The organism is Pseudoxanthomonas daejeonensis, from assembly GCF_022637495.1.
Lineage (GTDB): Bacteria > Pseudomonadota > Gammaproteobacteria > Xanthomonadales > Xanthomonadaceae > Pseudoxanthomonas > Pseudoxanthomonas daejeonensis.
Genome location: NZ_CP093331.1, coordinates 3,259,695 through 3,281,460, shown reverse-complemented (window position 1 = coordinate 3,281,460; position 21,766 = coordinate 3,259,695). Strand labels below are relative to the sequence as shown.

Below are 21,766 nucleotides of genomic sequence, written 5' to 3'. Positions count from 1 at the left end.
GACGCGAGGCTCACCAGGCTTTCCGGCCGCTGAATCGCAGCCGCAATGCGTTGCCGACCACGGATACCGAGCTCAGGCTCATCGCCAGAGCGGCGAGCATCGGCGACATGACCATGCCGGTGAATGGATAGAGCGCACCTGCCGCAATCGGCACGCCCAGCGCGTTGTAGAGGAAGGCGAAGCCCAGGTTCTGGCGCATGTTGCGCACCGTGGTCGCCGAGATGGCGATCGCGTCGGCGATACCGCGCAGGTCGCCCTTGACCAGGGTCACCTGCGCGCTGGACATGGCCACGTCGGTGCCGGTGCCCATCGCGATGCCGATGTCGGCTGCAGCCAGTGCTGGGGCATCGTTGATGCCGTCGCCGGCCATCGCCACGCGCCGGCCCTGGTCCTGCAGTTGGCGGAGCAGGGCGACCTTGCCGGCCGGCGTCATCTCGCCATGCACCTGGTCGATGCCCAGCTTCCGGCCCACCGCCCGTGCGGTGGCGACGCCGTCGCCGCTGGCCATGACCACGCGCAGGCCTGCCGCATGCAGGCGCGCGATCGCTTCGGGCGTGCTGTCCTTGACCGGATCGGAGACGGCGAGCATGCCCGCGGCGCGTCCGTCGATGGCCAGGAACACGACGCTTGCACCCTCGTCCCGCAAGAAAGCGGCTTGCGCGTCCAGGTCGGGGAAGTCGACCGCTTCGAGCCGCATCAGGGCCGGAGATCCGAGCAGCAGGTCGTGGCCATCCACGCGACCTCGTACCCCGGTGCCGGTTCCGGATTCGAACTCGCTGGCGGGCGACAGCGAGAGGCCGCGTCTACGCGCTTCAGCGACGATCGCATGGGCCAGCGGGTGTTCGCTGCCGGCATCCAGGCTGGCGGCCAGCTGCAGCACGCGCCCGGCGTCGTAGCCCGGCAGTGCGACGGCGTCGCGGAACTCCGGCCGGCCCCGCGTGAGCGTGCCGGTCTTGTCGACCACCACGGTGTCGACCTGGCGCAGGCGCTCGATCGCTTCGGCATCACGGAACAGCACGCCGGCCTGCGCCGCGCGCCCGGTGGCGACCATCACCGACATCGGCGTGGCCAGTCCCAGCGCGCAGGGGCAGGCGATGATCAGCACCGAAATCGCGTGCAGCAACGCCCGGGTCCATGACGGTTCCGGGCCGAACAGGCCCCAGGCAAGGAAGGCGATGGCGGCGACGCCGATCACGGCGAGGACGAACCAGAACGAGGCGCGGTCGGCCAGCTTCTGCATGGGTGCGCGCGTGCGTTGCGCCTGCGCGACCAGCTGCACGATCCGCGCCAGCACGCTTGCTTCGCCGACCCGCGTGGCGCGGACAACGAGGGCGCCGTTGCCGTTGAGCGTGGCGCCCACGACGGCATCACCCGTGCTCTTGGCGACCGGCATGGCCTCGCCGGTGAGCATCGATTCGTCCACGTGCGAGCGGCCCTCGATCACCACGCCATCGGCCGGCACCTTCTCGCCGGGACGCACCCGCAGGCGATCGCCGGTCCGCACCTGCGCCAGCGGCACGTCCTCTTCGCTGCCGTCTTCGTGCAGGCGGCGCGCCATCGCCGGGGCCAGCTCGAGCAGCGCGCGGATCGCCGAGGACGTGCGCGAGCGGGCCTTGAGTTCGAGCAACTGGCCGAGCAGGGTCAGCGAAACGATGGTCGCGGCGGCTTCGAAGTAGACGCCGACGCGTCCATGTTCGTGGAAGGCCAGCGGAAACCAGCCGGGAACGAGCGTGGCGACCACGCTGTAGAGATACGCGGCCAGCACGCCGGTTCCGATCAGCGTCCACATGTTCGGGTTGCGGGTCGCCAGCGAGGCGGCCCAGCGCTGCAGGAACGGCCAGCCGGCCCACAGCACGACCGGCGTGGCCAGGGCCAGCTCCAGCCAGGTCCGCGTGCTGGCGGACAGGCCATGAAGCAGATGCCCCGCCATCGCCAGCAGCATGGTGGCCGCGGTCAGCGGCAGCGACACCAGGAAGCGCCGGCGGAAGTCGACCAGCTCCGGGTTCTCGCCGTCGTCCAGGCCCGGCACGACCGGCTCCAGCGCCATGCCGCAGATCGGACAGGTTGCCGGTCCGTCGCGGACAATCTCCGGGTGCATCGGGCAGGTGTACGGGGTTCCGGCAGGTGCCATGGGCGCATCCGCAGAGGCGGATGGCGCGAGGTAGCGTTGTGGGTCGGCGAGGAATCGCTCCTGGCAGCGGGCCGAGCAGAAGTGCCAGGTGATGCCGTCGTGGCTGGCCTGGTGGGGTGAGCGTCGCGGGTCGACGGTCATTCCGCAGACCGGATCGACGATGCTCTCCCCGGCGACCGGCGCGCCTTCATGGGTCGGGTGGGGTGAGTGGCAACAGCTGCCTGTCGCGTTGGGTGCCGCTTCGTGGGTATGGGAATGGGTGTTCAATCGACGGCCCCCGCCAGCGCGGACATGATCGGGCAGTCGCCGAGTTCCCCGTGCCCTGGGCACGAGTCCACCAGCCCGCGCAACGCATCGCGGACGCGCTCCAGTTCGCAGATGCGTTGCTGGATGAGCTCGAGCTTCACCTGGGCGGCGCTGCGCACGCTGGCCATGTCGGCATTGCGCGCATCGCTCAGGGCGAGCAGTCCACGGATTTCGTCCAGGGCGAAACCCAGCTCCTTGGCCCGGCGTACGAATCCCAGCCGCTGCGTGTCGGCCGGTCCGTAGTGGCGGTAGCCGTTGGCGCTGCGGTGGGGCGTGGGCAACACCCGCTCGCGTTCGTAGAAGCGGATGGTGTCGATCGGCACGCCCGTCTGGCGCGCCAGCTGGCCGATGTTCATCGTTCAAACCCGCGTTGATCCATGCGGGTAGTCTCAACCCTTGAGCGCCCTCAAGGGTCAAGTCTTGCGTCAATTCACTTTAACAAGTATCGATAAATAATTGATTAACAATAATATTATGCGCGAAGTTTGATCCCGATACTGTACCTTCCCGTGGCCGAAGCGCGCTTGTGCCGGACGGTAAGCCAGTACTCGCCGGGGTGGAGCTTGCGCACGATGCGGGCGTTGAGGCCACGCCCCAGGTCGTCGTTCCATGCCAGGACGGCGCCGCGGTCGTTCGGGCCGTGCAGGGTCAGCACGGTATCGGTCGGACCCTCGGTGGTCATGATGAAAGTGCCGGGCTGCGCGACCTGGAAATGGAAACTGTCCACTTCGCCGGCCGTGGCCAGGTCGGTTTCAAGACGCGGCCCGCCGGCCTGCAGCTCGCTGATGGGCGCCACGTTGCGTGGGTACTGCCGGCGCATGAATTCGATGTCGGTCGGCGAGAACACGGTATTCCAGCCGATCGCGTACGAACCCACGGTCAGCGAATCGGGCACCGCGTACTGCATGATCGAGTCCGGATCGAACGCACTGTGGTTGGTGCTGTCCTCGTCGTAGACGGCGAAGATGTTGTGGTCCACGTCGGCACGGTTCCAGCCCTGCTGCGCGTAGTACGCGTAAACCTTGGGCCGGTCCCAGGGAATGCGCCCGGAGGCGGCCGGATTCTGGTGTTCGTGGATCATGCCCAGCGCATGGCCGAATTCGTGCCGGACCACGCGCTGGTACTCGCGCAACGCGGTGCCGGGTTCGAGCCAGCCGTAGTTCATCGTCGCCTCGGAAGAAGGAACGGTGAGCGCGTCGGTGCCCACGGTCGACCAGGAGAAATCCTTCTCGGCGAAGCTGATCCGGATCTGCGACGCACCGCTGTCGACGAAGCGCAGTTCCAGGTTGGCCAGCGCCTCCCATTCCTTCGCGATTTCGCGCACGCGCGCCTGCACTTCGGGCAGGCCATCGAGGAAGCGGATGCGCAGGATCCGGCCGTTCTCCCAGAGTTTCAGGCGCTCCACCGCGGCACGCGTGCGCCCGGTGCCGACACGCAGCGGCGTGACGCGCACGTTGTCGACGCGCTCCTGGCTGGCCAGGTCATCGGCCATGTCGCGCACGCTGCCGGCCTGGGTCAGGCCGGGGACGAAAGGGGAACAGATCATGCAGGTATGGCGGCCCATGGAAGCCTCTACGACGGTTTGGATGTCGATGGCGATGCGGGAGGTCAGGACGTGCCTTCGGGACGGTCCGGTGCGACCCGGATCCAGCCCTCGCGGAGCTCGGCCGGACTGTCGGGCAGCAGCGCCGTCTGGGTCGCGGCCAGGATGGCGTCGGTGCGCCACGTGGCAGGCGTATCCCGCCACAGGAAGTTCTGGTCCTTGCCGAAAACCGACACCTTGGGCAGGCGCACCTGGCCTTCGCTGGCCAGGTCGGTTTCGACCAGCACCGGCCCGGTCCTGAGCGATGGCGCGAGCGCGGTCAGGCCGGGGCCGACCCAGTCGCGTGCCAGCGCCAGCTGCTTGCGCGGCAGCAGGCCCGAGGTGAGCGTGGCCTTGCCCGCGGGATGCATCAGCATGGTCAGCGTCACCTGCTGGCCGAGGTGCAGGTGCAAGGTGTCCGCATCGTCGCTGCCGGCGATGTAGGGATGGACCAGCGCATCGTTGGCGGGCATTCCCGGCGCCGGCGGGTACAGCCCCAGTTGGCCGCGACTGCGACCGGACTCGGTGGCGGCCCCGGCAATCGCCTTGTCGACGAGGCGGAAGCGCGAATAGTCGTCATCGACGAAGAAGCCCAGTACGCCGTCGTCGCTGCGGGTGATCTCGCCGATCCTGACCGGGAACGCGTACCTGGCCGCGTCGCGCTCGGCCTGGCGCCAGGCTTCGGCCCACTGCGGATCGGAAAGGTCGATGTCCTCGGGAGGGCGCAGCTCGAGCCGCAACTGCGCGCGGACCATCGCCAGCGGTCGCCCGACCAGTCCGGCCACGTGTTCGCTGCCGAGCGAAGCGAAGCTGTCGACCGACCACAGCGTGGTGTCGACCGCGCGCAGCATCGCCGAGAGCGCACTCTCGCCCGGACCATCCGGATCCAGCGCGGCGCCCTGGCGCGCTGCGGCGTCGGCGGCCACCAGTGCGGCGGCGAAGTCGCCCAGCGCTCTCTGCGCCGGGGCCAGCCCGTAATGCGGCCCGGCGTCGGCCGGACCTTCGCGGCCCGCGGCGATCTCCCACATCACGCCACCGCTGCCAGGCTCGTGCAGCAGCTCGCCGACCGGCGCACCGCCGGCATCGAACAACTCCAGGCTTTCGTCCAGGTGGTCGGGCATCAGGAAACCGGCCACCGGGCTGACCTGCAACGCCGGTTCGATCTGGTCCACCCGCGCCTCGATGCCCTCGGCACCGGCAGGCGTCGCGGCATCGACCAGGCGGAACTGCCAGCGGGCCGGTCGCAACAGGCGCGGTGGCATGGCCAGCACGTCCGGACGATCATCGAACGCGGCGCGCGCCGGCGTGCGTACCGCATCGACCGGGACTTCCAGCGTGCGCCCGAATGCATCGAGCAGGCGCGCGCGGGTCAGGGCCAGGGTGCCGGCCAGCAGGCCGCGTGGCGGCGCCACGGGAGCCGGTTCGGCGACGCCCCCGGGCATCGCGGGCCTGCGCAGGCCATCGGTGGATTCCAGGCCGAGCAACTGGTGGCGCAGGCCATCCAGGGTGGCCGTCACCACGTCCAGCCCTTCCACCGCATCGGCCAGGATGCGATAGCTGTCTTCCACGTCCTCGTCGACCAGGCCGGCTTCGGCGGCGTCCAGCGCGTCCTCCTTGCGCAGCCAGTCGTCGATGGCGTCGTGCAGGGTCTTTGCCGCGCCGGTGGCCAGTTGCGCCCGCCCGCGCACCTGGGCGGTGCCGCCGGCAATGGTCACGGTGGCGTTCTCGAAGTCGACCGCGCCCAGCGTCCAGGCCTCCAGGCTGGGCGGATCCAGTCCCTCGACCTTCACTTCCCATTCCAGCCACATCGGAATCCACGGCTGGGCCCAGGTGGTGACGCCGACCGGATCCGGGTCGGCGCCCTTGAACAGCGAGAAGCGGCGCATTTCGTCGGCGACCCGCTTCTGCTGCTGCCAGGCACCGGCGCGGACCTGCTGGCGGGCGGCCATCGCGCGCGCCGGCGTGGCCCGCGCAAGCACCGGATCGAAGGCGACCGTCGCACCGTCGTAGGTGCCATCGCGGCCATAGCGCAGCACCGATTCGGCCTTCAGTCGTTTCAGCAATGCGGTGCGGCTGCTTCCGGCCGGTGCCAGCGCCGCGGCGATCCACTCGTCGTGGTACGGGTCGTGCAGCAGCGCTTCGCGGGCCAGGCCGAGGACTTCGGCGGGGATCGAACCGTTGCCCAGCGAGGCGATGAAACGGTCGCTGGCGATGACGCCATCGATGGACGAGACGACGTGGCTCGGCCAGCGGCAGGTCAGCTTGCCGTCCGCGGAGAAGCGCCCGTCATTGCTATGGCGCAGGCTGCGACTGGCGCCGCGCACGGCGACCATCGGTTCGGTGGGGAAGGCGTGGCGCGGGGCCGGGCGGTCGACCACGCGTGCTTCGGTGGGGGTCAGTACGTCGCCGACGCGGGATCGGGCGAGGTCACCGATCGCCGCTTCGCTGGCGATCATCAGCGAGGGCCGCGCATGCACGGAGAAATGCGTCTGCGCCTGCAGCAGCGGCGATTGCGCGGCGGATGCACCGGTCTTGCTCTTCTGGCGCGCGGCGACCTCGATGCCGCGCTTGCGCCCCAGCGCCAGGCCGCCGACGCCGCCGGTCTGCACGCGCTTGAGGTAGCGGTCGTTACCCGCGGAGCCGGCGGGCAACGAGGCGAAGGCGACGCCATGCTCGTATTCCTCCAGTTCGACCGCGCCATCGGCGGCGCCGAGCCGATCGACCTTCTGCGCGGTGAATGCGGTCAGCAGCCGGTCTGCGGCACGACGCGCTTCGATGCCCGCGCTTCCGGGGACTGCGAGCGCGGCCAGCAGGTCGTCCTCCTGCAAGCCCAGGGAAACTTCCAGGGTGCGGCTGTCCGGGCGTCTGTCCACTGCAGGTTCGCCGCGCACCGGCACGCCATGGATCACGCCATGCAGCAGGCAGGAGCGAAGCTGCCAGGCTGGCGCGACGAAGCGTTGGACGGCATCGGCCGCGAACACCGAGGCGGAAAGATTCGGCTGTAACGCAAGCACGGTCTTGTCCAGCGGCACATAGGCCGTGGCCTTGGCCGACTGCGCGGCGGCGCGTGCCTGTCGCGCCGTCTTCTTCGCTGGACGCGGGGCATCGGTGCGCGCGGCGCTGGTCAGGCCGAGCGCCTTGCGCAAGTCGTCCTGCGCCTGCTGGCGACTGCGCTCGGCGGTCTCGTCGCCCCATTCGTAGAGCAGCCGCCAGCGCATGCGCTCGAGCAGTTCATGCAGGCTGGCCTTGCTGCGCGCCGCGTCGAGCGGGTCGCGGCCCGGATCGCTCCACCAGCCGGCCACGACGTAGCTCGCGCAGTCCTCTTCCACGCCAGGTCGCGCCAGCGCATCCACGTCGTCGAGCGGATCGTGGAAGGCGAAGCGGTTGAGCACGGCGTCGTACACGCCCGACCAGCTGACCGCGCCACCGACGGTGCCGGTCAGCGCGTCGGCGTCGATCGCAGTGCCCGCCGGGGTCGCGCTGGCCGATGCGGCGCCATCTTCGGTCCATTGCGCCAGCGGCACGGCGATCGCGCGATCGGCCTCCAGGACCCAGCCGGTCACCACCGGCTTCGCGGCTCCCGAAGGCAACAGCAGCCTCAGTACGATCCAGCGGTCGGGCAGCGGCGGCAGGGCGAGGCGGTTCGGCGCGCCATCGGCGGCGGACTTCATTTCGCCACGCAGCAGTGCGTCGGGCATGGCCCAGTGCAGGTGCACGCCGGCCGGTCGCGGCTGGCCCGGGTCGAACGGGTCGGGCATGCCGTCCTCGACGTCCTGCACTGCATGCCCGCCAGCGCCGGCCACCAGCATCGGCAACCGCACCATCGGCTCGCTGCCGCCGGGCGGGACGTACAAGGCTTGCACGTCGATCGGCGCGAGCAGGCGCCGCTCGCGCAGCAGGTACCTGTCCCATGTCGCGATCTCGCCCAGGTCGATGGCGGCGCGGTCGGCGGCGAGGAAACGCTTGCCTCGCAACAGTTCGCGGGTCGCGGCGTTCGGATTGGCGGCCGCACCGGCCGGCGGCACGGCGGTGTCTCCCTTGCGGATCCGGGTAGCCATCAGGGACCTCCGTCGAGCTTGCCGGCCAGTTGCGTCTTCCATGTGTCCAGCGCCAGCGTCACCTTGAACTGGTCCAGCGGGTAGAACCGCTGCTGCTCCCTGTTGTCCGGGTCGCCGAACACCTGGCGATACGGGAAACGCAGCATCTGCAGCGCGAACTCGTTCGATTCCAGCGATCCCCCCGAATGGGGCGCCTTGATGGCCAGGCGCTTGCGCAGCTCGTGGATGTTGATCACGCCCGGCGCGTTCGCGCGGAACGGCACGGCCACCGAGTTGGCGTCCACCATCGCATCGAGGGGCGGTACGCCATTGCCGTTGGCGCAGTCGCGCACCGGCAGGCGCGCCTGGCTGCTGCCCTGGCTGTTGCGCGTGGTGCGCACGCCGAACTGCAGCCCCTGGCGGGGTTCCTCGATGTGCACCACCGCCGGCACGCCATCGAACAGGACCAGCAGGACCGAGGGGGCGAGCCGCTCCAGGCGTAGCACCTTCATCCGGTACGGGCTCGATTCGGCCTGCGTGGTCAGCGCGTTGTCCGGCAGCGAGTCCACCGAATAGGCGCGCACGTGCAGGTTGGGCCATCCGGACACCAGGCGCGAACGCATGACGAAGCCGGTGATCGCACCTCCGCCTGCCTTGAGCAGGTCCTCGCGCGCCGGGCGCCGGATGTTGCGCTCGGCTTCATCCACCTCGTCGCGGATATGCGGATAGACCGCTTCGAGCTGGGCGCGGTCGGTGCTGGTGATGGTCCCCACGCTCAGCGCACCCTGGACCAGTGCATCGGTCCAGGCCCGGTCCAGGTGGAAGAAGCGGATCGATTCCAGCGGCAGCAGGTCCGCGTCCGGGACCAGGTAACTGAAGGGGACGCCGTGCAGCAGGCGCAGCCGGGCCAGGAAACGGCGCAGTTCACCCGGCACGACATGGTTGCCATCGTCCGGATCGTGATCGGTGACCAGGTCGGTGTATTGCGTGGCCTTGAGGGCGGCTTTGAGCGCCACCTGCGCGTTGATGGCGGACTTCATGGCGTTTCCTCCCCGTCTTCGTCGCCGACCCGCTCATCCGCGGCGAGGCTGTCCAGCAGTTCGTCCAGCGCGTCGCGCACCGGGGTTCTCGAGGCGGCGCCCGAGCGGGCACGCGTGTCGCGCTGGACGGCTTTCTTCGGCGCGGCGACTTCCAGCGTGCGCTGCAGCTCGCCGCGCAGCGCGGCCTGCAGGGCCGGCAGCATGACCTTGTCCGATGGCGGTCGGCCGGGACTGGCCAGTGGCGCCGTCGTGCTTCCCAGCGCAGCGATCACACCGATGCTGTCGGCCTGCTTGCGCACGGCGGACAAGTCCAGCCCCAGGCCTTCGGCGATCACCGCGTCGAGATCGCCCGAAATCCGCAACGGTCGGCCCGGATCGGCGACAGGGCGGCGCAGGCCGAACGTGGTGCCCGGGTCGCGGGTGAAATTCGTGAGTGCGTGCAGGGCGACGAAGCGTCCCAGGTCCACCCGCGCCGCGCCCAAGGTCGGCAGTTCGAAGCCGACCAGTCCGGCCAGCAGCTCGCGGACCCGGCCCGCACCGAACTGCTCGGCACGGAACCGCAGCAGCGCCGATACCACCGACAGCTGTGACAGCGCCATCAGTCGGCCGATCTCGAATGCCGCCGCAAGGCCGAGGTCTTCTCGGCCGTCGGGGATCACACGCCGCAACTGGTCGGCCGAATGCGCCAGTGCCGCGGCCGTCGTGGCGGCATCGCCATTGCGCGCAGTGGGGAAGGGCACGCACGGGCCGCGGTACCAGGCGCGGACCGGATCGCCGCGGCGGGTGCGGTGGTCCAGGCCGATGTGCCCGGTCTGCACCACTTCCGGCACCGTCGCCGCCGGGGCTGGAGCCTCGGGCAGCGTGCCGAGCAGGCCGACGTCCAGATCCTTCATCAGGTTCTCGAAGTCCACTTCGCCAGCGGTGGTGAACGACCAGTGCGACAGCACCGGGAAACGCAGGGTCTTCTCCCGGGCGTACAGCTCGATCGGCAGGCGGAAACCCTTGGCCATGGTGTCGCGGACCAGCACCTTGGCATCGGGCTCGCGCGCGGCCGCGGTCACCTGCGCGGTCACGGGCGACCACTGGCGGGTCACCGGTACGTCCCGGATCGAAGCCATGCCGTCGAGCGCGGGCCCCATCGGCGAGGCCTTGGCCGTGGGGGCGGAGACTGCGGCGGCCACCGGGGTGTCGCGCGGCGTGCGCAGCGGTTGCGGCATCGGTAGTCCACCCAGTACGCGCAGGTCCGGACTGCGCGCTTCCAGGTTCGCCAGCACCGACCAGTCCTGGGCCAGTTCGAACACGAAACTGTCGGCGATGGTCTGCGGCGGCGGCAGGGCGTCGAGCTGGCCTTCCAGGTTGACCAGGCAGGCCATGTAACGCACCGCCTTGCCGTTGGCGTGGTCGAACACGGGCAGACGGTTGGCCAGGATCACGGCGAGCCAGCCATCGTCGTCGCCATTGGCCAGCTCGGTGTCGTTGACGTCCACCTCGCGCACGTGGGCTAGGAGCGGCAGGTCCTCGCGGCAGGGAAATATCTTGCGCACCACCGTTTCGGTGACCGCCAGGTACAGGCCCTGCTCGACATCGCGATCTTCCGGATGCGACAGCGAAGTGCCGGGCGTCACGCAGTCGGCCACGCGCGTCGCGGTCGACAGTTCGGCCTCGCCCTCGGCCACCACCACCAGCGCCAGCCAGGGTGTTTGCGATGGCTCCAGGCCGCCGGCGGGGTTGCGCTCCCAGGGCAGGGTGCGGCGCTTGAGCACGATCTGCGGCAGCCTCTCGCCGAATGCGCCCTCGGCATTGGCCGGTGGGAAGCTCGACAGGACCTGGTCGGTCGGCATGGTGAAGCGCGGCGACGAAACCTGGATGTGGGTGATCTCCGGTTCGACCTCGAAGGGCTGGCCGGTCTGCCGCGTCGACAGCTGGTAGCGGCCTGCGGTGATCCGCGGCATCACGTTGGAGTGCAGGATGAAGTGGCCGGTATTCGGGGGCATCAGCGGGGCGCTCCATTCTTGCGTGCGTTGCCGTGCCGCGTGCGTGCGGGTTCGGGGGATTTCTTCGGGGACGCGCGGGACGGCTTCTTCGCGGCGGGTTCTTTCGTGGCTCCGCTTTCAAACGGGCGTCCGGCCTGGGCCCTTGCCGCGATCCGCGTCTGCCGGTCGCGCACCGGTCCCTGCCATGCCAGCAGGCTCGAAGCAGCGTTGCCCGCAATGGAGGCAGGCGCGAAGGGCGCCACGACCGCGTCCAGGCCGCGCGCAGCGATCATGGCGATCGCCGACTTCGCATCCAGGTCCGGCGAAGCCATCACCCCGACCAGCGACCAGTCGTCGTCGCTGGCGATGGTCACCACCACTGGCCGGTCGCCGTCGGCGACGATGTCGTAGGCCAGCACGCTGCGGTTGTCCATCACCAGCAGCACCGGCGGCCGGTCGCTCGCCCCATCACGCACCCGCACCGCGCCGTCCAGGCCCAGCAGCAGCTGGCGCGCAGCGGAGGGTTCGCCGGCCACGGCCGGATCGTCCAGCGCCACGAGCAGCATGCGTGGCGCGCCGCTGAAGGTGGTGGCCACCGTGCCGGTGCCTCGCACGAGCTCGGCGCCGCCGACCCATCCGGCGTCCTGGCGTTCGCCATGCAGGGCGAGGCGCTGGCCGCGTGCGCGCACGACGCACCCCGGAGCGACCGCCGTGGACCAGCCCGCATAAGGCAGCTGCATGCCGGCGTGCCAGCCGGACAGGCCGCGTGCGGCGACAGCGCCCGCGTCCATGCTGCCCTGGCCGATCGCGATGATCCGTTCGGTTCCCACCGGCAGTTCCAGCGACGCCGCGTCCTGTCCCGGCCCGACCTGCCGGTCGGCCAGCCAACGGCCGCCATGCGCCAGCAGGACCACGCGAGCGGGCATGCCTGAGACCACGAGCCGGGGACGCTCGGCGTTGCTGGCGACATCGGCGCGGGCATTCGGCAATTTGAGGATCACGGTCTGTCCCGCGGCCAGGGTGGCTCCCGAGGCGGCGGCAGCGCGCCGGTTCCGGGGGCGCACGACCGCGGCCCGGGTGCTCATCGCAGCGGCAAAGCCGGTCAACGCGTCGCTTTGCGCCGAGCCCTGGCGGGCCACGCTGGCGCTGGCCGCGTGTGCGATCGCGGTGGGCGGCAGCGTGTTGGCCGCGAGCACGGTTCCATTGCGGCTCGCAAGCGCGGGCGTATCGACCACCGTCAGTCGCGCGGCGATCGAACGGCTGCGACCGGCGTCGACCGCTGCCAGCGTGGGCGGTGCGATGCGCCAGCCGCGCTCCGATCCCTTGACGCTCGTGCGTGTCCTGGGCGCGACCGACACGCCAACCGTCACGCCGTCGAGCAGGCCGACGACCACCGGGGCATCGATGAAGTGGTCGTAATCGGCTACCGCCGGTGGCGATGCGGGCGCGGGCACGGTCGTGGCCTGCGCGATCTCCAGGCCCTCGGTCAGCGCACCGACGCGCGGCGGCGACTGCCGTTCGCCACGCAGCGCGGCCAGCGCGGTGGGCGTGGCGGTGCGTGCGAGATAGTCGCGGGCAACGGCAAATGCCGCGGCGGTGGTGCCGGGCTGCTGCACCAGTGCGGCGACCGATTGCGCCGCTGCCAGCTGCGCACTGATCGCGGCCGGGCGGCGACTGAAGGGCAGCGGCTTGCGCTTGCCGATCTCCACCTGGTGGTAGGCGATCTGCGGACCGCCACCGCTGGGTTCGGCACTGCACACCAGATCAAGTTCGTTGAGCGCCTTGACCATCTCGCCCTTGGGCACCTTGCGCGCGTTCGGATCCTGCTCCGGGCCCCAGATGCCCATGGGGAAACTGCCGTGCGGGCGTGCACGGTCGCGGAACGGGAATGGTCGGTCCGCGCCATCGGCCCGCCACGCCAGGCCAATCGTCGAAGCCGTCATCGCCGCGCCCATGGGTGCGACGCCGAGGGCGGCACTGGGTGGATGGGATGTGCTGGCCTGCTGCCCCGGGCGTGGCTGGGTGCGCGCGACGCCAGTGGCGGGCACGGTGGTGGTGAAACTCATCGAAAACTCGTTGACCACGACGAACGGCCGCGACGCCGAGCCGTCCGGCGTGGAATCCTCGCCACGCGCCGGCAGGGCGCCGGTGTTGACCATCACCGCATGCGGGCGGGCCTTGCCGTTGTCGGCCGCTTCCAGGTACTTGCCGATGAACGCGTCGGCGCCGAGCAGGTTGCGGTCGGCCTTCTCGCTGCCGCCGAACCTGACCGTAAGCTCGATCGGCCCGATCTCGAAGGTCGCGCTGCCGCGGAAATCCGGGCCCAGCACGTGGATGCGCGCCCCGATGTTGATCGAGAAGGTGATTTCGCCGAACAGCCACGTGTCGATGGTCACGCCCGCCGCGATCCGCGCGTAGGCGCTCACGTCGTAGTGGAACGGATCGAAGAACACGATGCCGTGCGCACCGAACTTCACCTCCGCCCATGCCGGGCCGAAGCGGGCGGAGACCTCGAAATCGCCACCGGCCATCAGCGCTTCGGAAGTCAGCGCGAAGTAGGTACCGGCCTTGATGACGATGTTGCTGCCGATGCTCCAGCGCAGGCCCAGCCGCGGCACCACCGGATAGCCGTCGCGGTGGAAGTCGGGATGGTAGCCGCCCAGGGACAGCACGAACTCGCCGGCGCGCTCGCCCTTGAACCAGATCACGTAGGCGAACCCGCCGGTGATCTTGACGTCCTCGTACAGCAGCCAGGAGTTGTCGGTGAGCTGGCCCTGCACCCAGAGCACGCCTTCGCTGCTGGAGAAGCGCACCATCAGCGCCAACTCGATCGAGACCAGCGCAGCCTGCGGACGCGGCAAGGCCATGCGCGCCAGGCCGAGCAGGTTGATGTCCAGTCCATCGCCGATCTGGACACCGACCACCGCGATGCCGTCCACCAGCGCGAAGCTGTTGAAGGACATGCCCGCGGCGAACCAGAACGTGCCGCGCTGCATCGGGAAGTAGCTGCCGAGCTCGCGCAGCTGGGTCATGGGGTCGCTGGGCGACGCGGCGATGTCCAGCGCCTGGATCAGCGGATAGTCGCCGAACTGGGCCAGGTCCGATGGCAACCGCAGCTGGCGGTTGATGCCGAAGCCCCCACCGATGCCGGTGAGGAAGAACGCCGGCGGGCCGCCGATCGGCCCGTTGACCGCGCCGATGGCGAAGAATGCGGTGAACTTCTGTCCGTCCTGTTCGCCTTCGCCATAGCCGCCGTACACGGTCAGCCCGTAGACCGCGAAACGGCCCAGCAGCATGCCCAGGTACTCGGTGCCCTTCGGCGTGGTCTGCTTGAGCAGGCCACCGGCCAGCGACACGCCGGCCATGTCGGCCGATACCGCCAGCCCGGCGAGGTCGACCTGCCAGTTGGCGGGGTTGAAGAAATCGTCGTTGCCGGCGAAGTAGGTGATCTGCAGGTCGTCGACCGTGCAGGTCAGGCCGAACATGGACACCGAGCCGTCCATCAGCAGCGAGATGCGCTCCAGGCGCCCGTTGAGCGACGTGGCGCCGAAGCCGATCTGTTCCAGGTACAGCGGACCGAAGCCGCGTCGGATGCCGATCCACCAGGGGCCGGCGCCATCGCCGGCTGAAAGCGACACGTTGACCGGGCCGCCGTCGTGCGACTGGATCGCCAGCGCCGGCGAGAACGCAGGCTTGGGTGGCGTCGGGCCGGTGTCGCGCATGATTCCCTGGGCGACGCCGTTGTCGCCCTGTGCGCCGGAGGTGGCGACGGCCAGCTCCGAGAACTGCAGTTGCAGGCCCAGGTCGGGCGCGGTGTCGCCATCGACATTTGCGAACACATGCAGCGCCACCGAACCGATGCTGATCCCTGCATCCAGCAAAGGTCCGCTGGACTTGCCAACACGCAGGCCGACGCCGCGCACCGCCAGGCTGGGGGTGAACGCCAGCGGGCCGGTCTTCATCAGGCCCACGAACACGCCGCCGCCCGGGTCGCTGCTGCCATCCTCGATCCAGTCGGCATCGTTCTCCAGCCAGAGGCAGACATCGCCCTCGACCAGGGCGAAGCGGTTGTCGATGCCGACCTGCAGGCCGATCGTTCCATCGCCGGAGCTGGTGATGGCCAGCTTGAGGTCGCCGGCATCGATCTCGAATGCGGCGCCGGCAATATTCCGGAACAGGCGCTGGACGCGTTCGAGCAGAGCCTCCGGATCGAACAGGCCGTCGATGAGCTGGCCCGGATCGGCATCGTCCAGCAGCACGCCCTGCAGCAGCCTGCGCACATCCGAGCCGGCGGCCGAGCCGAACGACGTGTCGAGCAGGTCCTGCACCGGCTGCTGGGCCATGGCCATCGCTGCGACCACGTCGGCGACCACGTCGACGATGCGCAAAGCGACCTGGGCCGGGTCCGTGGTCGCGATCGCGTCGGCGAGCACGCCATCGCTGGCAACTACGTCGAAGCTGCCGCCGTCCAGGTTCCAGCGTGCGGCGAAATGATGCGTGTCGTCGGCCGAAAGGCCGAGCAGCACGCGGCGGCCACCGGCCGGTGCGTTGCCGGCGGCAATGCTGGCGAACGGTCGCAGCAGCACGCCGCCCGCGTCGATCCGTGCCGGTCCGACCGCGACGGCGAGTTCGTCCAGTCCGGCCGCACTGACCGCAAGCTTCAAGCCGAGCGTTTCGATGCCGGGCACGGCGAGCGAGGGTGCCAGAACCTGCATGCGACCTTCGCCCGGACGCCAGACCAGGGTGACGCCGGAGACGGTGACGTCGAGCTGGGCCGGGATCGCCGTGGCCTGCACGGCCGCAGGCAGGAAGTCGTCGAGCAGCGGCGCGATGGCCTGCAGTGCGCCGCCGGTGAGGGTGGGAATCGCCCCGGACAGGGCCGCAGCCGGGTCAGCCGCCCACGCACGCAAGGCATCGACGTCGAACTTCGCATTGCGACGCAGCGCGAGTGCGTCGCCAACCGCGCGAACCAGATCGCCGGGCGTGCCGTTCAGGCCGGCAATGCGGTCGAGCAGGAAGGGCAACACCGATTCGGCCGCGGTCTGTGCCAGCGAGCCCAGGCCGGCGAACGGCAGCAAGGCGATGTCGGCACCGCTGGCCGGTCGCAGCGCCACGCGCAGGCCACTGTCGCCAAGTGCAACGGCCAGCGACTGGCGATCGCCAATCCCCCCGGACAGGCCGATGCGGGTTTCCAGGCCGAGGCGTGGTGCTGCGCCGGCAGACAGGGCCAGCGTGGCACCGATGCCACAGGCCAACCGGCCGGTTACCGCTGGGGCGGCATTCCACGAGGAGGAATCCACACCCAGGGCCAGGCGCGCGCCACCGCTGTCGGCGGCCACGGCCAGCGTGACACCCGGCGCCAGCGCCAGCGACTGGCCCACGCTGCCTGGCAAGCCCATGAGCGGTCGCAACGCATCGAGCAACGCCTGGATCCGGACCGGATCGGTAGCCAGCGCGCCGCTGCCGCGCAGCCACGCGACCGGATCGGCGAACATGCCGACCAGGGGCCGCAACGATCGCTGCGCATCGCTGGCAACACCGGCCAGCATGCCAAGCGTGTCCAGCGCGCTGTCGAGCACCGGCCGCACAGCTACATCGGCACGGCGCATCGTTTCCACGGCCGCCTGCGCAGCCAGGCCGGGCGCGGCACGCGCCGCCATTCGAGCCAGTGCCTGCGGATCGGGCAGGGGCCAGAGTTCGACGGCTTCCGAGCCGCCGCCCGGCAATTGCCAGTCCAGCGCGACGCGGAATGGATCGAGGTCGAGCTGCAACTGCAGACCGCCGGTCACCGGCACGTCGATCGACCCCAGTCGCGCCTGGCCTACCGGGCCATCGGCGCCCGCCGACAGATCCAGTGACCAGTCGAAGCGGCCGCGACCTTCGCCTTCCACGTACACGCGCCGCGCCGGCAGGTCGATGCCGATGCCGCGCTGGCCCAGCAGCGAAGCCACTGCAGCGGCGACTTCGCTGCCTGCGCTGGCCATGCGCTGGCGGACCAGGCCGGCCGGATCGTGCACGAACTGGTCGAGCGCGTCGCCGACCAGACCGAAGGCGCCATCGAGGATGCCCAGCGCCTTCAGCAGCTGCGACAGCGCCAGTGATGCCTGGCTGGCGGTGTCGCGGGTCAGTCGCTGCATCGCAGCCGCCAGCAGCACGCGCGCTTCCGGCAGGACCGCGGCCACCGCATCGGCCGGCCCGCCGCAGGCAAGCGCCTCCCAGGACTGGCCATAGATGCGCGCGTCGTGCAGCACCACGCGCGCGGACGCCGGCAGGTCGCCCGCCAGCGGCAGGGTCAGCGCGATCGAGACCGCGCGCAGTTCCAGCTCATCGGTGGCGACGATCCAGCCGATCGCATCGTCGATCCGGACCTGCACGTGGAGCGCCCGCGCCAGTTGCGGATTGCCGGCCATGTCGCTGCCGACAAGCTCGAGCTGGGCGCCGCCGCTGAGGTTCAGCGTGCCAGCCGCGCCCGACGGTAGCGGCCAGTGCAGGCCGGCGCGGATCGCGGTGGCAGGGGACGCTGTCTGGGTACGCGCGCCCAGGCCGGCGGCGACGATCGCGGTGAGTGCGCGCGCCACATCCGCTTCCGCGACGACGCCGAAGATCGCGCGCACATCCAGCCCGGCACGCGGCGGCGGCGGGGGGACATCGGGCAGGCCCAGGTCGTCGGCCGGATCGGGCAGGGCGGCCAGTTCCATCATCGAGCGGACCAGGCCGCGGCCCAGTTGCAGTTCGGCCGAGTCGGCAGAGTCAGGTGCCGGCAGCAGGCGTTGCAGCAGCCGCAGCGCATCGGCCGTGGGCTGGATCGACAGGGCAGTGAGCGAGACCGGCGTCAGCGGCGTACCCAAGGTGACCAGTGCGGTCACGCAAGCGCATTCGGGCTTCTGCGCAGCGACGCGCGCGGCATGGCCCGCTCCCGCCACGGCGACCACCACGACCTGGCTGTCCACCGCACTCAGCGTCGAGAGCCAGCGTGCGAGCCGCTCAGCCTGCCCCGCGGTACCGTCGCCGCCGCCGGTTCCCCGGCATTCGGCGCGCGTCCCCAGCGCCACGTACCACTCGCCCGTGGCCGCAGCGGGCAAGGCGAACATCGACGCATCGCGCCCGCTGCCGCACAGGTCGATGCGTCGACCGGCGGGGGCATCGGGCCAGGCATCGGTGCCGAGTGCCACGTGCACGATGGTGGTCAGCGGACGGCCCAGCAGCGCGGGCAGGTTGATGCGTCCAGGCAACTGCACCGCAGACAGCGGCGCGGTATGCAGGGTCACGCCTGCAGGTGCGGTCGCGGGCATGACGATGCGCCCGTCGCCACCGGCCCAGCGTTGCTGCAGCGCGGCCAGCGCGGCTTCAACGTCGCGTCCGTACAGCAGCGCACGCAGGTCGGCGGAAAGCGCGGCACGTGCGACCAATGCCGCCTGCAGTACGGCCGGCGGCAGCCCGGCCTGTCCGGGTTGCCAGCCATCGAGCAGGTCGTCGATCGAAGGCACCACGGATGCGATGCCCTCGGGAGCGAACCAGAGCGCAAGCTCGGGCAGCGCCGGGTCGACCGCGATCCGGTACGGATCATCCGGACGACCGATACCCGCGAGCACACCGGGCAATGCCGGGGTGCCGGAAAACAGGTCGGCGGCGATGGCCAATGCGCGTTCGCGCAGGTCGCCGCCCAGCAGCAAGGGCAACCACGCGCGCAACGCCGCGGCAGGGTCATCGACCAGGTCTCGCAGACGCAGCCGCTGGGCGGAGGATGCATCCGGCGGGCCATCCCAGCCCAGTACCGCGACCAGTTCGGCGGTGAAGCCACCCGCCAGGCGGCCCAGCTGGCCGGCGAGCGCCTCCACGCCATCCCAGTCGGCAGGCGCGAGATCCACGCGGCCATCGGCGGCGATGGCCGGCAGCCGGATCGGCCACTGTGTCGCATCCCGATGCAGGGCCAGCGCCGGCACGTCCGCCGCCACCGACAATCCGGCCGCCGGCGACCAGGCCATGCGCAGGCCGGCATGGCCGGCCTCCAGTGACAGGCCGTCGGCCAGTGCCAGGCGCGCGAGCGGGGTGCTGCCCTGTGCACGCGTGGCCAGCAGCGCTTCCACTTGGCCTAGCAGTTCAACGCCGCGATTGGCCAGGTCGATCCTTGCCAGCCGTGCCGCGATCCGCGACTGCACGGTCGAGGCCGCACCGAGGCTGGCGACGACGGTTTCAACACCCAGGTCGACCACCAGCACGTCACCGTCGCGCCAGACCTCCAGGTTCAGCGGTCCGGCCAGGGACAGGCGCCAGGGCGCGGCACGGGTGCCGTCGCCGATCAATGGCACCGCGTCCTGCGCCGCATCGGCGATCGCGCGACGCAGGTCCTCGAGCACGCTGGCAGCGGCGGTGGGCACGGCCAGCAGGGCACGCCAGTAATCGGCCACGGCGGCAAGCGGATCGGCCAGCAGCTGCTGCGCGGAAATCGCTGGAACCCCGGCAGGGGGCGACAGGCCGGTCAGGCGCCGGACCAGGCCCAATGCGTCGCCGAGTCCGGCGAGTACCTCGTCGGCGATCTCGTCCAGTGCATCGGAAACGATGGCGCCGGCGGCCCCCATCACCGCATCGGGCGTGCCCAGGTCGAGCGTGCCGTAGGAAGTCCCGCGCACCTGCACGCCGTCGGCTGCCAGCACGAAGGTGAGGCGTCGCGCCCCATCCAGGGCGAAGCCCAGGCGCAGCGTCTCGGCTCGTGCTTCAGTGCTGTCCAGCAGCGGGCTGGCCGGCGTGCCTGCGGCGGCCCACAGTCCCAGCGAGGGCAGGGCAGTGGCCTGGCCCGTGACCAGGTCGATGCGCAACAGGTCCGCGCGTGCTTCCACGCGGGTATTGCCGGTGCCGAGCAGTACCGAAAGCGACGGGGTCAGGCGCGGGTTGCCGCTGGGCCCGTTGTCGACGCGCAGGGCGAGTTCCAGCTGTGCCGCACCCCCAAGATCGAAGCGCGCCGCACCCGCGGCCACGCTGCCACCGAGCAGGCCGGCCAGGTGGCCCAGCCAGTCGGCACGCGCAGCGGTGTCCAGGAGGATGCCGCGGATCCAGTCGGCGATCGCCAGCGCGCCGCGCGCCGGCAGCGTCGTGATCGGGAAGTCGGGAACCTGGTCGCCATCGCGCAGGCCGAGCAGGCCGGCAAGCGCCGAAAGTTCGGGCGAGGCTGCGGCGGCATCGGCCTGCGCCTTGACCAGCGAGAGCACCAGGTCGAGCAGGGCATCGTCCAGTGCATCGGTGCCATCGGCCGAGACGCGGACGTCGCGCGGGGTCGGTGCACCCGGCAGTTGCAGCCCCTGGAGCAACAGCGCGAACACCGGCGCTGCGGGATCGTACGGCGAGGTGGGCAGATCGATTTCCAGGCCCACGCCGCCCAGCCGCGGTTGGCCGGGCACCGGCGGCGCGGCATCGAGCGTGATCGTGCTGCCCAGGCGGATGCGTCCGCCGCTGGAGCCGAGCAGGAGGGGCTCGACCGGCAAGCCTCCTTCCTTCTGTGCGCGGAACAGGGGGATCGCCAGCGTGGTGGCCGAGCCCGGGTCGGTGGTCGAACAACGCAGGCCCAGGCCGATGTGCAGGCCTTCCGTCGGTCGTTCGTCGACGGTCACGGCCACCTGCAGCGGCGGGTCCTCGATCTGCAGCAGCGGCAACCAGGTCAGGCCGTTGTCTGTGCTGCGCTCCGCGCCGCCCATCGCCTCATCGACGAAGGCCATCAGGGCCTCGCGTTGCGCGGGACTGGCCAGGATGGTCCTGAGCGAATGTTCCGGGTTGGCGAACCAGTCCTGGTTGGGATCGCCCTCGGCATCGAATATGCCCAGCGCCTTGCCCAGGTTGCCGAGGACTCCGAAATCACCGCTGCCCAGGCTCACGAGCGCACCGCCGTGCTCTTCAGCGAACTCGTGCCGGAGAACCGGAACCGCGCCATCGGCACGATCTCGATGCCCTGCTTGCGGGCCGAAAGCTCGACCGGCACCAGCAGGTTGCCGCGCTGGTCCTTGCCCACCGCGGCGGCCATGCCGCCGACCAGTTCGAGCAGGCAGTTCCAGGCGAATGCGACCAGCGCCTCGCTCCAGATCGCCACCACCGGCTCGGGGCCGATCGGCCTGCTGGCGGTGGCCGCATACAGTCCGGAAGGCGAGGCCGCCGAACCGACCACGAACAGCACGGTGACCGTGCCCTTGCCGATCTGGTCGCAACGCACCGGGATGCTGACCTGCAGCGCACCGTCGGCCAGCTTCACGTCGACTGCGGCGAATCCCACGGCCAGCTCGCTGTCACCCTGGACCCAGATGACTTCAGTCTTCTTCGTCGCACGGAAGAAACCGGCGGCGCGACCCGCCCCCACGCGCAACAGCGGCGTGAGCCGCGTGGCGGGGACGAACACAGTGGGGAACACATCGCCTTCGGCGATCTTCGTTCGCGCCGCGGCCTGTGGCAGGCGCTTTGCGCTGCGTTCGGTCTCGATGAAACGGACGAACTCGGGAGCGACGGTGTCGGCCATCCGTGGGCCCTCCAATAGGGTGCCGCGCGTGACATGGCGACCGCACGGACGCATGCGCATCCGGAGGTGGCCTTACGGGGAGGAAACGACTGTTGCCTCTCCTCGAACGCAAGGGCGCCAAAGCTGCGGCCACATGCAAGATGAATACGCCGGTGGCCCGCGATCATGGCCCGTACCTGCCGGTACGGATCGCGGGCGC

The 21,766-nt window shown here is 70.5% G+C and carries 8 protein-coding genes; all 8 read right to left on the bottom strand.

Annotation, left to right across the window (positions count from 1 at the left end; genetic code table 11):
- Positions 1–10 precede the first annotated feature (10 nt).
- Complete coding sequence (locus MNQ95_RS14705) at positions 11–2,272, bottom strand: heavy metal translocating P-type ATPase (protein WP_241954440.1); 2,262 nt, start codon at positions 2,270–2,272, stop codon at positions 11–13.
- Positions 2,273–2,394: 122 nt separating this feature from the next.
- Complete coding sequence (locus MNQ95_RS14700; protein WP_241953319.1) at positions 2,395–2,793, bottom strand: heavy metal-responsive transcriptional regulator; 399 nt, start codon at positions 2,791–2,793, stop codon at positions 2,395–2,397.
- Positions 2,794–2,909: 116 nt separating this feature from the next.
- Complete coding sequence (locus MNQ95_RS14695) at positions 2,910–3,983, bottom strand: M12 family metallopeptidase (protein ID WP_162410449.1); 1,074 nt, start codon at positions 3,981–3,983, stop codon at positions 2,910–2,912.
- A 62-nt stretch (positions 3,984–4,045) separates the two neighbouring features.
- Entirely contained in the window at positions 4,046–8,077 is a 4,032-nt protein-coding gene (locus MNQ95_RS14690; RefSeq protein ID WP_241953318.1) for a hypothetical protein, read from the bottom strand.
- Positions 8,077–9,096 (bottom strand): hypothetical protein, encoded by a 1,020-nt coding sequence (locus MNQ95_RS14685; RefSeq protein ID WP_241953317.1) that lies wholly within the window; start codon positions 9,094–9,096, stop codon positions 8,077–8,079. The genes MNQ95_RS14690 and MNQ95_RS14685 overlap by 1 nt, the downstream gene beginning before the upstream one ends.
- Positions 9,093–11,090 (bottom strand): hypothetical protein, encoded by a 1,998-nt coding sequence (locus MNQ95_RS14680; RefSeq protein ID WP_162410452.1) that lies wholly within the window; start codon positions 11,088–11,090, stop codon positions 9,093–9,095. Before MNQ95_RS14680 ends, MNQ95_RS14685 begins: the two co-directional genes overlap by 4 nt.
- Positions 11,090–20,935, bottom strand: a complete 9,846-nt coding sequence (locus tag MNQ95_RS14675; protein ID WP_241953316.1) for a DUF6603 domain-containing protein — start codon at positions 20,933–20,935, stop codon at positions 11,090–11,092. The genes MNQ95_RS14680 and MNQ95_RS14675 overlap by 1 nt, the downstream gene beginning before the upstream one ends.
- Positions 20,932–21,567, bottom strand: coding sequence for a hypothetical protein (locus MNQ95_RS14670; protein ID WP_241953315.1), 636 nt, complete (start codon positions 21,565–21,567; stop codon positions 20,932–20,934). The genes MNQ95_RS14675 and MNQ95_RS14670 overlap by 4 nt, the downstream gene beginning before the upstream one ends.
- Positions 21,568–21,766 lie beyond the last annotated feature (199 nt).